The sequence below is a fragment of the Streptacidiphilus sp. PB12-B1b genome, from assembly GCF_014084125.1.
Taxonomy (GTDB): Bacteria; Actinomycetota; Actinomycetes; order Streptomycetales; family Streptomycetaceae; genus Streptacidiphilus.
The window spans coordinates 1,648,446-1,661,025 of record NZ_CP048405.1 but is presented as its reverse complement, the minus strand read 5'-3'; the positions used below and the strand labels follow the sequence as shown (position 1 = coordinate 1,661,025).

The 12,580-nt window shown below is 71.9% G+C and carries 12 protein-coding genes; 5 read left to right on the top strand and 7 right to left on the bottom strand.

Annotated elements, in window-relative coordinates; all coding sequences use genetic code 11:
* Positions 1–82 precede the first annotated feature (82 nt).
* Positions 83–970, bottom strand: a complete 888-nt coding sequence (locus GXW83_RS07560) for a helix-turn-helix transcriptional regulator (protein ID WP_182442126.1) — start codon at positions 968–970, stop codon at positions 83–85.
* A 108-nt stretch (positions 971–1,078) separates the two neighbouring features.
* Between GXW83_RS07560 and GXW83_RS07555 the strand changes: the two genes are divergently transcribed.
* Entirely contained in the window at positions 1,079–2,548 is a 1,470-nt protein-coding gene (locus tag GXW83_RS07555; protein WP_182447157.1) for an MFS transporter, read from the top strand.
* A 135-nt stretch (positions 2,549–2,683) separates the two neighbouring features.
* Here the strand turns inward: GXW83_RS07555 and GXW83_RS07550 are convergent, their stop codons facing one another.
* Positions 2,684–3,658: an isopenicillin N synthase family oxygenase gene (locus tag GXW83_RS07550; RefSeq protein WP_182442125.1), complete on the bottom strand. Its 975-nt coding sequence runs from the start codon at positions 3,656–3,658 to the stop codon at positions 2,684–2,686.
* Positions 3,659–3,989: 331 nt separating this feature from the next.
* On the opposite strand from GXW83_RS07550, the gene GXW83_RS07545 reads away from it, so the two are divergent.
* From GXW83_RS07545 to GXW83_RS07535, 3 genes are all read left to right on the top strand, one after another.
* Positions 3,990–4,565, top strand: coding sequence for a TerD family protein (locus GXW83_RS07545; RefSeq protein WP_182442123.1), 576 nt, complete (start codon positions 3,990–3,992; stop codon positions 4,563–4,565).
* Between the two features lie 44 nt (positions 4,566–4,609).
* Positions 4,610–5,200 carry an NADAR family protein gene (locus tag GXW83_RS07540; protein ID WP_182442121.1) on the top strand — a complete coding sequence of 197 codons (591 nt, stop codon included), beginning with the start codon at positions 4,610–4,612 and terminating at the stop codon, positions 5,198–5,200.
* Between the two features lie 117 nt (positions 5,201–5,317).
* Positions 5,318–5,791, top strand: coding sequence for a hypothetical protein (locus GXW83_RS07535; protein ID WP_182442119.1), 474 nt, complete (start codon positions 5,318–5,320; stop codon positions 5,789–5,791).
* Positions 5,792–5,932: 141 nt separating this feature from the next.
* Here the strand turns inward: GXW83_RS07535 and GXW83_RS07530 are convergent, their stop codons facing one another.
* Positions 5,933–7,321, bottom strand: a complete 1,389-nt coding sequence (locus GXW83_RS07530; protein ID WP_182442117.1) for a glycine--tRNA ligase — start codon at positions 7,319–7,321, stop codon at positions 5,933–5,935.
* A gap of 329 nt (positions 7,322–7,650) precedes the next feature.
* Between GXW83_RS07530 and GXW83_RS07525 the strand changes: the two genes are divergently transcribed.
* Positions 7,651–8,070: a Fur family transcriptional regulator gene (locus tag GXW83_RS07525; protein WP_225446828.1), complete on the top strand. Its 420-nt coding sequence runs from the start codon at positions 7,651–7,653 to the stop codon at positions 8,068–8,070.
* Between the two features lie 119 nt (positions 8,071–8,189).
* Here the strand turns inward: GXW83_RS07525 and GXW83_RS07520 are convergent, their stop codons facing one another.
* The 4 genes from GXW83_RS07520 to leuA form a co-directional block, all read right to left on the bottom strand.
* Positions 8,190–9,029: an isoprenyl transferase gene (locus GXW83_RS07520; RefSeq protein WP_182442115.1), complete on the bottom strand. Its 840-nt coding sequence runs from the start codon at positions 9,027–9,029 to the stop codon at positions 8,190–8,192.
* Between the two features lie 74 nt (positions 9,030–9,103).
* Positions 9,104–9,850, bottom strand: coding sequence for a DNA repair protein RecO (gene recO / locus GXW83_RS07515; protein WP_182442113.1), 747 nt, complete (start codon positions 9,848–9,850; stop codon positions 9,104–9,106).
* Between the two features lie 45 nt (positions 9,851–9,895).
* The gene (locus tag GXW83_RS07510) at positions 9,896–10,561 is read right to left on the bottom strand and encodes a TerB family tellurite resistance protein (protein ID WP_182442111.1); all 666 of its coding nucleotides are present in this window, start codon (positions 10,559–10,561) and stop codon (positions 9,896–9,898) included.
* Positions 10,562–10,730: 169 nt separating this feature from the next.
* Positions 10,731–12,518, bottom strand: coding sequence for a 2-isopropylmalate synthase (gene leuA / locus GXW83_RS07505; protein ID WP_182442109.1), 1,788 nt, complete (start codon positions 12,516–12,518; stop codon positions 10,731–10,733).
* Positions 12,519–12,580: the final 62 nt, after the last annotated feature.

The window sequence follows — 12,580 nt, the reverse complement described above, 5'->3', positions numbered from 1 at the left end:
GCGGATGCGGCCGCGGTGGAGGCGGACCACTCATTCTCCCACCCGCGCCCGCCCGGTCCGCCGGAGCCGGGCGCCCGCCGGGTCAGACCCGGGTGAGCGCGTAGGCGTGCAGCCGCTCCACCCGCTCGGCGGTCTCCTCGTCGGCCGGGGTGTAGGTGATCAGCCGGGTGCTCTGCCGCGGGCCCAGCCACAGCGTGGTGAACTCGAAGTGCAGCAGCCCCACCTGCGGGTTCAGGAAGCGCTTCTCGCCGTTCGAGGTCAGCCCGACCTCGTGCCGCTGCCACTGCTCGTCGAACTCCGGCGAGGCCAGCCGCAGCCGCTTGAGCAGTGCCTTCCAGGCCGGCTCGGCGACGTGGTCGGCCATGGCGCTGCGGAACTTGGCGACCATGGAGGCGGTGGCGTCCTCGTAGTCGACCAGCACCTTGCGCCACAGCGGGTCGGTGAAGGCCATCCACAGGAAGTTGCGGTCGGCGGTGGGCACCGCGTCCAGGTCGGTGATCAGGTGGCGGTAGGTGCGGTTGTACGCGAGCACGTCGCAGCGGCTGTTGGCGGCGACCACCGGCAGCGGCTCCAGCTGCTCCATGATCGCCAGGATGGCCGGGGTGATGGTCGGGCACATGGCCACCGGCGCCGGGTCCGGGGTGTCGGCGAGCGAGAACAGGTGGGCGCGTTCGTTGGTGTCGAGCAGCAGGGCGCGCGCGATGGCGTCCAGGACCTGCGGGGAGACCTGGATGTCCCGCGACTGCTCCAGCCAGGTGTACCAGGTGACACCGACAGCGGCGAGCTGCGCGACCTCCTCGCGGCGCAGCCCCGGCGTCCGGCGGCGGCCGCCGGCGGGCAGGCCGACCTGCTCGGGCGAGATGCGCTCGCGGCGGCTGCGGAGGAAGCCGGCCAGCTCACGGCGGCGGACCTCGTCGGGCTTGACCGAGGTCGAGTGGACTAGCGCGAGAGGGGCGGCTGCGGTACTCATGTCCACCAGGATGCCTCAGCGACTGTCCCCGTGCCAGGTACTTCCAATACCCGGATAACCACACACTGGTACCAGGCTCAGTGGCAGCGGATCGTAGAACCCGTGACCATGACTCGCCCGTCCTCAGCAGCAAGCGTCCTGCCGCGCGTGACCCGCATCGGCAGCACGAAAGCCCCCTCGGACACACCACCCGCTCCACCCCGGCTCAGCACCCTGGGCCTGATCACCGTCCTGCTCGGTGCGTTCCTGCCGATGCTGGACTTCTTCATCGTCAATGTCGCGCTGCCCACCATCGACCGCGACCTCGCCGCCGGCCCGGCCACGCTGGAGCTGTTCGTCGCCGGGTACGGCGTGGCCTACGCCGTCCTGCTGGTCCTCGGCGGACGCCTCGGCGACCTCTTCGGACGCCGCCGGCTGTTCATCGTCGGCTCCATCGCCTTCGGCCTCACCTCGCTGGCCTGCGGACTGGCGCCGACCGCGCTGGCCCTGGTCGCGGCCCGGGTCGCGCAGGGCGCGTCGGCCGCGCTGATGCTGCCGCAGGCGCTGGCCACCATCCAGTCCGCGACCCAGGGCGAGCGCAAGGCCCGGGCCATGGGCATCTACGGCGCGGTCGGCGGCATCTCCGTCGTCATCGGGCAGGTGCTGGGCGGCGTGCTGCTCTCGGCCAACCTGTTCGGCACCGGCTGGCGGCTGATCTTCCTGGTGAACGTGCCGGTCGCGGCCGCCGCCGCGCTGCTGGCGCTGCGCTCCGTGCCGGAGACCCGCTCGGCCAACCCGGCCCGGGTGGACCTGCCGGGCACCGCGCTGCTGGCCGCCTCGCTGCTGGCGCTGCTGGTCCCGCTGATGGAGGGCCGCGCGGTGGGCTGGCCCTGGTGGACCTGGGCGCTGCTGGCCGCCTTCCCCTTCCTGGCCGCCGCGTTCGTCGCGGTGGAGCGGCGGGTGGAGCGGTCCGGGGCGGTCCCGCTGATCCCGTTCTCGCTGCTGCGCATCCACGGGCTGCGGACCGGGCTGACGCTGTCCGTCCCCTTCTTCGCCGGCTTCGGCGGGTTCATGCTGGTCATGGCCGTGGCCCTGCAGCAGGGGCTGGACGAGGGCCCGATCGCGTCCGGCCTGGCCATGGTGCCGATGGCGGTGGGCTTCTTCGCCGCGTCGCTGGCCGGGCCGCGGCTGCTGAACCGCTACGGCAGCAAGGTGATCCGGACCGGCGCGGTGATCCAGGCCGTGGGCCTGCTGGTGCTCACCCTCACCGTGTTCGACGACTGGTCCGGGCTGAGCCCGCTGGTGCTGCTGCCCGGCATGGCCATCGCCGGCACCGGGCAGGGCCTGGTGATGCCCCCGATGATCCGGCTGATCCTCTCGGAGATCCCGGCCGAGCGGGCCGGGGTCGGCGGCGGCATCTTCGCCACCACCCAGCAGTCCAGCCTGGCCCTGGGCGTGGCCACGCTGGGCACGCTGTTCCTCACCCTCGCTTCCAGCCACGGGATGCACGACGCGCTCGCGCTGGTGCTGGCCCTGCAACTGGTGCTGACGCTGGGCGTGATCGCTCTCTCCACCCGGCTGCCCAGCCGGGTCGGGTAGCCCCCGGGCGGTCACCGGTCGGCGTGCGACCGACGAGCCCCCCGCAGCCGATCGGCTGCGGGGGGCTCGCGGCTTGTCCGGGGCGGGGCGGGCTCGCGCCGGGTCCGGGGTCCTGTGGTCGGGCTCGGCCGGGCCTCAGCCGACCAGGTCCGGGTGGTACTTGTGGGCGACCTCCGGGTGGGCGCGCAGCCAGCCCTTGAGCGAGTTGCGGCCGTACTCGGCGAAGAGCGGATTGTCCGGGTCCTGGGTGACCCCGGTGGCCTGCACCGCGTGCGGGAAGGGCAGCGGCGCGATCCGGGCGTCCAGGCGCGGGTTGTAGAAGAACGGCGCGGAGAAGCGCTCGCGCGCCCCGGGCGGGCTGACCACCCGGTGGTTGGTGGCCCTGAGGTAACCGTCGGTGGCCACCTCCAGCAGCTCCCCCAGATTGACCACGAACGCCCCCGGGATGTGCGGGACGTCCTGGAACTCCCCGTCCGGGCCCTCCACCTGCAGCCCGCCGACGCCGTCGGTCAGCAGCAGGGTCAGGAAGCCGTAGTCCTTGTGCACGCCGACGCCCTGGTCGTCGCCCTCCGGAGCCCGGCCGGGGTAGCGGATCAGCTTGAGGTTGGTGTGCGGATGGCCGGAGAAGGCGTCGTCGTAGAAGTCCTCGGGGGCGCCGATGGCGTCCAGCAGCGCGTGCAGCAGCCGGTGGGCGACCGCGCTCAGCCGGTCGATCCAGTCCAGGGTGATCCGCCGCAGCTCGGGCTGGGCACCGGGCCACTGATTCGGCCCCTGCAGCCACCAGTAGTCCGGCTCGCCCGGACCGGGCACGTGCGCGGGCAGCTCGGCGCCTATGTCCAGCTGGTCGCGCCAGTCGCGGGTGCCCCGGGTCAGCTCGTTGCCCGTGCGGGTGTAGCCGCGGAAGTGCGGGGAGTTGATGTTGTCGATCGCCAGCCGCTCGGCCTCGGGCAGGGCGAAGAACGCCCGCGCGGCCCCGAGCAGGGCCTCGCTCTCCTCGGCGGTCACGCCGTGGCCGGTGAGCTGGAAGAAGCCGACATCGCGGACGGCCCGGTGCAGGGCCTCGCGGTCGATGCGGGAGAGGTCGATCAGGGGGAGCTGATGCTGGGACATGACACGTCCTGGAGGGTGTGACGCCGGTGGGGGAACGTTCTGAGAGTCAGACGTTGGCGCGACAGGACATGCTCGTAACGCGGAGCAGGTCCACGTACAGACGGGCTACGAGCATTGGCATACCGCAAGGCTACCTCGGAATCCCCGTTCCAAAGAGCCCCCGGACGCGCACATCATCGGCCGAACCCCTCCCCCGCCTGCATTCCGCAGCCCCCGCACCGCCACCCCCGGTGCGGTCCGAGCGGCGCGCGGGGCCGGCTGCGGGGAACCGCGGGGGTGTCGTCGGCGTTCTTACCCGCGACAGCGGGAACGGAGCAGGGAGGGGACAGCCATGCCGGTCAGTCTTACCAAGGGCGGAAACGTCTCTCTTACCAAGGAGGCCCCGGGGCTGAGCGCCATCACCGTGGGCCTCGGCTGGGACGTCCGCACCACCACCGGGGCGGACTTCGACCTGGACGCGTGCGCCATCGTGCTCGACGCCACCGGGAAGGTCCTCAGCGACAAGCACTTCGTCTTCTTCAACAACACCTCCACCCCGGACGGGACGGTCGTCCACACCGGCGACAACCTCACCGGCGCGGGCGACGGCGACGACGAGCAGATCAAGGTGAACCTCGCCGGGCTGCCGGCCGAGGTCGAAAAGGTGGTCTTCCCGGTCTCGGTCTACGAGGCCGACAACCGCAACCAGAGCTTCGGCCAGGTCCGCAACGCCTTCATCCGGGTGGTCAACCAGAACGGCGGGGCCGAGATCGCCCGCTACGACCTGAGCGAGGACGCCGCGACCGAGACCGCCATGGTCTTCGGCGAGCTGTACCGCAACGGCGCCGAGTGGAAGTTCCGCGCCATCGGCCAGGGCTACGCCTCCGGACTGGTCGGCATCGCCCAGGACTTCGGCGTCCACATCTGAGGCGGCCCGAAACGCCGGGGCGGTTGTCAGTGCCGGGTGGCACGATGCGGGACATGACGACGACCGAGCAGCAGGACCCGGCACTGGCCCGCAGCCGGGAGGAGTTGGCGGCCATGACGGCCGCCGGGGCCCGCCCCAAGTGGCTGATGTTCTGGGGGCATCGGCCACAGCGGGACGGCAGTGCGGGGGCGGGATCGCTCAGCCAGTGGTGGCCCGCGCCGTTCCTGGTGGACGGCGTGCGGTACGCCACGGCCGAGCACTGGATGATGGCCGGCAAGGCCCGGCTGTTCGGTGACGAGGCGTCGGTGCCGCCGATACTCGGGGCCCGCACCCCGGCCGAGGCCAAGAGCCTCGGCCGACTGGTGCGGGGCTTCGACGACGAGCGCTGGCGGACGGAGCGGTTCGAGCTGGTGGTGCGCGGCAACGTGGCCAGGTTCGGACAGGACCCAGCGCTGCGCGAGTACCTGCTGGGCACGCGCAACCGGGTGCTGGTCGAGGCCAGCCCGCGCGACCGGGTGTGGGGCATCGGCTTCGGCGCCGCCCACGAGCATGCCACCGTGCCCGAGCGGTGGCGTGGGCTGAATCTGCTGGGGTTCGCGCTGATGGAGGCGCGGGAGCGGCTTGCCCGGCAGTAGCGGGGTGGGCCTGGCACCACCCCGGGCCGGGGGCCTGCACTACCGACGCGGTGGGGCGCGGTGCAGCAGGGTGGTTCCCGGCGCCCGAGAGCCGGGAGGCCATGACGGGGGAGCACCATGGCCGCGCAGCAGCAGACGCCCGGGCAGAGGCAGCAGCAGACGCAGGAGCGGTGGCGGCGGCCGGGGCACGCGTACCTGGACGGGGTGCCGCTGCTGGAGCCGCCGTGGTCGGTGCGGCTGGGCAGCGGCCCCCGGGGGCGCCCGGCGCTGGAGGTGCACAACCTCGGGCTGCTGCTCGACGTCCTGGTCGCCGAGCCGCGCGCGGGGCGGGTGCTGCGCGGGGCGCGACGCGACGGCGGGCGGGGCGGCGGACGGGAGTCGGTCCTGGTCTGGGGGCGGATGCCGACGGACGGGGTGCCGCCGGGGCTGGTGCTCAGCCGGCGCGGCCGGGGGCTCTGCGCGGCCGAGGCGTCGGGCATCGCCGGGCTGTTCTGGGTGGCGTCGGCCGGGGGCCGCTACGACCGGGTCACCGCGGCCCGTGCGGACGGCGGCACCGAGAGGCTGCGGGTCCGCGCGGGGTGGTCCCGCTGACCGTCCGCCGCCGGCAGGCCGCCGCCGGTGGAACGCCGCCGACGCGGCGCCGCCCGGCGCGGGGTGCGCGACGGGCGGCGGCGGTGGCACAGCGGGCGGCCGTACCAGGGGAGTTGCGGGTGGTGCAGGTGTGGCGGCGGGTCAGCAGCCGATCAGCTTGCCGGCCAGGAAGCCCTCGACCTGGTCGAGCGAGATCCGCTGCTGCTCCATGGTGTCGCGCTCGCGCACGGTCACCGCGTTGTCGTCCAGGGTGTCGAAGTCGACGGTGATGCAGAACGGCGTGCCGATCTCGTCCTGGCGGCGGTAGCGGCGGCCGATCGCGCCCGCGTCGTCGAACTCCACGTTCCAGTGCTTGCGCAGGTCGGCGGCGAGGCCGCGGGCCTTCGGGGAGAGCGCGGCGTTGCGCGACAGCGGCAGCACGGCGACCTTGACCGGGGCCAGACGCGGGTCGAGGCGCATGACTACGCGCTTCTCCATCACGCCCTTGGCGTTGGGGGCCTCGTCCTCGCGGTAGGCGTCGAGCATGAACGCCAGCATCGCGCGGTTGACGCCCGCCGCGGGCTCGATGACGTACGGGAACCAGCGCTCGCCGGACTCCTGGTCGAAGTACTTGAGGTCCTGGCCGGAGTGCTCCGAGTGCTGCGTCAGGTCGTAGTCGGTGCGGTTGGCCACGCCCTCCAGCTCGCCGAACTCGTTGCCGCCGAACTGGAAGCGGTACTCGATGTCGACCGTGCGCTTGGAGTAGTGCGAGAGCTTCTCCTTGGCGTGCTCGTAGTAGCGCATGTTCTCCTCGCGCAGGCCGAGGTCGCGGTACCAGTTCCAGCGCTCCTGCAGCCAGTACTCGAACCACTGGTCGTCCTCGCCGGGCTTGACGAAGAACTCCATCTCCATCTGCTCGAACTCGCGGGTGCGGAAGATGAAGTTGCCGGGCGTGATCTCGTTGCGGAAGCTCTTGCCGGTCTGGGCGATGCCGAACGGCGGCTTCTTGCGCGAGGTCTGCTGCACGGCGGCGAAGTTGACGAAGATGCCCTGCGCGGTCTCCGGGCGCAGGTAGGCGCGGCCGGCCGGGTCGCCGGCGTTGAAGGCGCCGAGGTGGGTCTCGAGCATGCCGGACATCGGCTTGGGCTCGGTGAAGCCGCCCTTGTTGCCGCAGTTGGGGCAGTTGATGTCGGCCAGGCCGTTGGCGGGCACGTGGCCGTGCTTGGCCTCGTACGCCTCCTCCAGGTGGTCGGCCCGGTAGCGCTTGTGGCAGGAGGTGCACTCGGTGAGCGGGTCGCTGAAGGTGGCGACGTGGCCGCTGGCCTCCCAGACCTCGCGGGCGAGGATCACCGAGGAGTCGAGCCCGACGACGTCCTCACGGCCGATGACCATGTTGCGCCACCACTGCCGCTTGACGTTCTCCTTCAGCTCGACACCCAGCGGTCCGTAGTCCCAGGCGGCCTTCTGGCCGCCGTAGATCTCACTGCACGGGTAGACGAAGCCACGGCGCTTGCTCAGGCTGACGATGGTGTCGATCTTGTCGGCGGCCACAGTGCTCTCTTCAGTACGACGAATGCGGTCAGTGATGGATTTCATTGCACGCGGGAAACGCGTCGGCACGGAGCCGACAGCGCGACCGAATACCTCAGGTTACCGGCCCACGCCGCCGAGGTTTCACACCGTTTCGGACCGGGGGCGGACGTCCGGGGCGGGGGTCGGACGGATCGCCCGAAAGTTGACAACGATTTCCATTTGCCATGAAAATGGTTGTCACAAGCATACTGCGATCGGCGGTCGGCCACAGTGACGCCTCGGACTGGCACAATGGCGGCGGAGACAGCAAGCACAGGCCCACGCACCCCAGACCTAGAGGAGACCCGGTGACGCCGCCCGCGAACCAGTCGTCCCCCGCGCGGTCGACCCGGCAGCGCACCGCTGTCGCCTCGCTGCTCGCGGAGGTCGACGACTTCCGCAGCGCCCAGGAACTGCACGACCTGCTCAAGCACCGGGGCGACTCGGTCGGGCTGACCACCGTGTACCGCACCCTGCAGTCGCTCGCCGACGCCGGGGAGATCGACGTCCTGCGCACCGACGAGGGCGAGGCCGTCTACCGCCGTTGCAGCAGCGGCCACCACCACCACCTGGTGTGCCGCCGGTGCGGGCGCACGGTCGAGGTCGAGGGTCCGGCGGTGGAGCGCTGGGCCGAGGGCGTCGCCGGCGAGCACGGCTTCGTGGACATCGCGCACACCCTGGAGATCTTCGGCACCTGCGCGGAGTGCGCGGGCGCGGCAGCCGAGTAGCGGCAGCCGCGCAGGGACAGCCGACCAGGGGCAGGCGCAGGGGCGCGGGGGCCGCGGCGGACCGGGCACCGTCGCGGTGGCCGGTCGCGCGGCTCCCCCGCCCCTGGAGCCGCCGCAGGCTAGCGGACGGCCTGCTCGGGGAGCGCGGTCTCGTTGGGCAGCGCCCCGCCGTAGCGGCGGTCGCGGGAGGCGTACTCCTCGCAGGCCCGCCACAGGTCGCGGCGGTCGAAGTCGGGCCAGAGCACGTCCTGGAAGACCAGTTCCGCGTAGGCCGACTGCCACACCAGGAAGTTGGAGGTGCGCTGCTCGCCGCTGGGCCGGATGAACAGGTCCACGTCGGGCATGTCGCGGTGGTACATGTACTTGGCGAGGGTCTTCTCGTTGACCTTCTTCGGGTCGAGCCTCCCGGCCGCGACGTCGGCGGCCAGGGCCGCGGCGGCGTCGGCGATCTCGGCCCGGCCGCCGTAGTTGACGCACATGTACAGCGTCATGGCGTCGTTGTCGCGGGTCAGCTCCTCCGCGACCTGCAGCTCCTGGACGACGCTCTTCCACAGCTTGGGCATGCGCCCGGCCCAGCGGACCCGGATGCCCATCTCGTGCATCTCGTCCCGGCGGCGGTGGATCACGTCCCGGTTGAAGTTCATCAGGAAGCGCACCTCCTCCGGCGAGCGCTTCCAGTTCTCGGTGGAGAAGGCGTACAGCGAGAGGTTCTTCACGCCCAGCTCGAGGCAGCCCTTGAGGACGTCCAGGACGACCGACTCGCCGACCTTGTGGCCCTCCGTGCGCGGCAGGCCGCGCTCCTTGGCCCAGCGGCCGTTGCCGTCCATGACGATGGCGACGTGCTCGGGGACCAGCTCGCCCGGGATCTTCGGCGGGCGGGCGCCGCTGGGGTGGGGGGGCGGAGGCAGGTACGCGCGCTGCTTGTCGCCCCCGAACAGTCCACGTCGTGCAGTTGCCATGAGCCTTCGGTTCTCCACTCGGTCCAGTGTCCAGCGTCCTCGGCGGGCGATCGGCCGGCGATCAGCCGCGGACGTCAGCGGTCGACGTACTTCAGCGAGCGCAGGCCCCGCTCCAGGTGCCACTGCACGTAGGCCGCGACCAGTCCGCTGCCCTCGCGGCAGTGGCGCGGCTCGCCGGCGTCCGCCGTCTCCCAGTCGCCGGAGAGCAGGGCCCCCAGCAGTTCCATCGTCTCAGGGGAGGGTACGACACTGCCGGGAACCCGGCAGTCGTGGCAGAGTACCCCGCCGGTCTGCACCGAGAAGAAACGGTTCGGGCCGGGCAGCCCGCATGTGGCGCAGTCGTCGAAGCTGGGCGCGTAGCCGTTCACCGAGAGCGAGCGCAGCAGGAAGGCGTCCAGCACCAGCGGCGGGGCGTGCTCGCCGCCGGCCAGCGTCCGCAGCGCGCCGACCAGCAGCAGGTACTGCTGGACGGCGGGCTCGCCCTCGTTCTCGGTGAAGCGCTCGGCGGTCTCCAGCATCGCCGTGGCGGCGGTGTAGGCGGGGTAGTCGGACGCTATCCGGCCGCCGTACGCGGAGATGGTCTCCACCTGGGTACAGAGCGCCAGATGGCGGCTGACCAGCTCCTCGCCGCGGGAGAAGAACTGCACGTCGACGTGGGAGAACGGCTCCAGCCGGGCGCCGAACTTGGACTTGGTGCGGCGTACGCCGCGGGCGACCGCGCGCACCCGGCCGTGCTGGCGGGTGAGCAGGGTGATGATGCGGTCCGCCTCACCCAGCTTCTGGGTGCGCAGCACCACACCGTCGTCGCGGAACAGGGCCATGCCGCCATTGTCGCGCACGGCGGCGGCGGAACCGGCCGCCCCGGGTCAGGAGTGCGGCTGGCGGGTGGCGGCGGCCAGCGTCGCCTCGATCCGCTCGGCGCTGAGGCCGAGGCAGCTGCCGGTGGCGCGCAGCGCCTCGCGCTCGGCCGGGCGGTAGGGGCCGTCGGCGAGGGCGATCCAGGCGCCCTGCAGCAGCAGGTGCTCCAGGCCGGGCCCGGCCAGGTGCGGGACCAGCGGCTCCAGCGCGGTGTGCAGCTCGACGGCCAGGCCGCTGCCGCAGCCGTACAGCCCGGACAGCTCCTCGTCGCCCTCGCGCAGCGCTGCCAGCGCGGCCAGCACCTGGGGCTCGTCCAGGTCGGCGTAGCCGGCCTGGTGGATCACCCCGACGGCGGCCTCGCGGGCGGCCCGGACGCCGGTGCCGCCGGCGGCGAGGACGGCCAGGGCGATGGTGTACTGGGCGGTCCGCAGCATCGCCAGCAGATTGCCCGAGGTGGGGCGCTCCAGGGCGTCCAGCCCGTACCGGGCGGAGCAGGCGGTGCACTGGAGGGTGGATCCGGCGCCGCCCAGCGGCAGCACCGGCAGCGCCAGCAGCCGCAGCCAGCGGCGGCCGTGCTGGCGCCGGTAGTTGCGGTCGCCGCCGCAGCCCGGGCAGAAGAACTCTCCGAGCACGTCGGTGCGCCATCGGGCGCTGACACCCACGAGCTGCGTCATGGCGCGACTCCCCTGCCTGCCACACCGACTCCGCTGCCGGTTGCCATGATGCTGTCACGACCTTGACGCCCTGTCAGTACCCAGAGCGGCCGGTGGAACGGAAAATTGTGGCAGAGAACACACCAGCCCCACGCTGAACAGCGGGGGCCGGTGCGGGGAACTGCGGGTGTCAGTTGCGCTGCGCGCGGTTGACGGCGCTGACGACGGCCTTGATCGAGGCCCGGACGATGCTGGTGTCGATGCCGACGCCCCACAGCACCCGGCCGTCGACGGCGCACTCCCAGTAGGAGGCAGCCTGGGCGCCGGAGCCCTGGCTCATGGTGTGCTCGACGTAGTCCAGCAGCCTGGCGTCCACGCCGATGCCGGACAGCGCGGAGAAGAAGGCGTCGATCGGGCCGTCGCCGACGCCGGACAGGGCGATCGGCGCGCCGTCGACCACGGCCTCGACCTCGATGGCGTCCTTGCCCTCGGCGGTGGTGCTCAGCCGGTAGCCGCCCAGCTGGATGCGGCCCCAGGGGTCCTCGGGGGTGGGCAGGTACTCGGCCTCGAAGGCGGCCCAGATCTGCGCCGGGGTGACCTCGCCGCCGTCGGTGTCGGTCCGGGTCTGGATGATCTTCGAGAACTCGATCTGCATCCGGCGCGGCAGGTCCAGCTTGTGGTCGTTCTTCAGGACGTAGGCGATGCCGCCCTTGCCGGACTGGCTGTTGACCCGGATCACGGCCTCGTACGAACGGCCGACGTCCTTGGGGTCGATCGGCAGGTACGGCACGCCCCAGGTGTGCTCGCCGACCGGGTGGCCGGCCGCCGCGGCGTCGGCCTCCAGCGCGTCGAAGCCCTTCTTGATGGCGTCCTGGTGCGAGCCGGAGAAGGAGGTGTAGACCAGGTCGCCGGCGTAGGGGTGGCGCTCGGGGACGACCATCTGGTTGCAGTACTCGTAGGTGCGGCGGATGCCGTCGATGTCCGAGAAGTCGATCATCGGGTCGACGCCCTGCGAGAACAGGTTCATGCCGACGTTGACCAGGTCCAGGTTGCCGGTGCGCTCGCCCTGGCCGAACAGGCAGCCCTCGACCCGGTCCGCGCCCGCCATCAGCGCCAGCTCGGCGGAGGCCACGCCGGTGCCGCGGTCGTTGTGCGGGTGCGCGGACAGGGCGATGAACTCGCGCCGGGACAGGTTCCGCGACATCCACTCCATCTTGTCGGCGTAGACGTTGGGGGTGGAGCGCTCGACCGTGGTCGGCAGGTTCAGGATGATCTCCCGGCCCTCGCCCGGCTGCCAGACGTCCATGACCGCCTCGCAGACCTCCAGCGCGAAGTCCAGCTCGGTGTCGATGAAGATCTCCGGCGAGTACTGGTAGCCGAACACCGTGGCGTCGCCCAGCAGCTTCTCCGCGTACTCCATCACCAGCCGGGTGCCGTCCACCGCGATCTGCCGGACGTCGTCCCGGGAGCCCTTGAAGACCACCCGGCGGAACAGCGGCGAGGTGGCGTTGTACAGGTGCACGGTCGCGCGGGGGGCGCCGATCAGGGACTCCACCGTCCGCTCGATCAGCTCCTCGCGGGCCTGCGTCAGGACGGAGATGGTCACGTCCTCCGGGATGGCGTCCTCTTCGATGATGGAGCGCACGAAGTCGAAGTCGGTGGCGCCGGAGGAGGGGAAGCCGACCTCGATCTCCTTGTAGCCCATCCGCACCAGCAGGTCGAACATGGCCCGCTTGCGGGCCGGCGACATCGGGTCGATCAGTGCCTGGTTGCCGTCCCGCAGGTCCGTGGAGAGCCAGCGCGGCGCCGCGGTGATCACCTTGCCGGGCCAGGTGCGGTCCGGCAGGTCCACCGTGCCGAAGGGTACGTACCGCTGGTACGGCATCTTCGAGGGCTGCTGGCGGACGCCGGCCGCGGTGACGGGCGTGGGCCGCTCGACATAGGGCCGCGCGACGAACTGCTGCTGCGTGTCGGACATGGGTCTCATGCTCCCTGATCGGTGTGGGCTCTCGGAACCGACGACCGACGGACTGCGGCGCG

Excerpts from the sequence above, each read along its gene's own strand:
- GXW83_RS07520 (WP_182442115.1), bottom strand. The coding sequence starts at position 9,029 with ATGGCAACTGCACGACGTGGACTGTTCGGGGGCGACAAGCAGCGCGCG.
- leuA (WP_182442109.1), bottom strand. The coding sequence starts at position 12,518 with ATGTCCGACACGCAGCAGCAGTTCGTCGCGCGGCCCTATGTCGAGCGG.
- GXW83_RS07540 (WP_182442121.1), top strand. The coding sequence starts at position 4,610 with ATGCGGGACATGACGACGACCGAGCAGCAGGACCCGGCACTGGCCCGC.
- GXW83_RS07555 (WP_182447157.1), top strand. The coding sequence starts at position 1,079 with ATGACTCGCCCGTCCTCAGCAGCAAGCGTCCTGCCGCGCGTGACCCGC.
- GXW83_RS07560 (WP_182442126.1), bottom strand. The coding sequence starts at position 970 with ATGAGTACCGCAGCCGCCCCTCTCGCGCTAGTCCACTCGACCTCGGTC.
- GXW83_RS07550 (WP_182442125.1), bottom strand. The coding sequence starts at position 3,658 with ATGTCCCAGCATCAGCTCCCCCTGATCGACCTCTCCCGCATCGACCGC.
- GXW83_RS07545 (WP_182442123.1), top strand. The coding sequence starts at position 3,990 with ATGCCGGTCAGTCTTACCAAGGGCGGAAACGTCTCTCTTACCAAGGAG.
- recO (WP_182442113.1), bottom strand. The coding sequence starts at position 9,850 with ATGGCCCTGTTCCGCGACGACGGTGTGGTGCTGCGCACCCAGAAGCTG.
- GXW83_RS07510 (WP_182442111.1), bottom strand. The coding sequence starts at position 10,561 with ATGACGCAGCTCGTGGGTGTCAGCGCCCGATGGCGCACCGACGTGCTC.
- GXW83_RS07535 (WP_182442119.1), top strand. The coding sequence starts at position 5,318 with ATGGCCGCGCAGCAGCAGACGCCCGGGCAGAGGCAGCAGCAGACGCAG.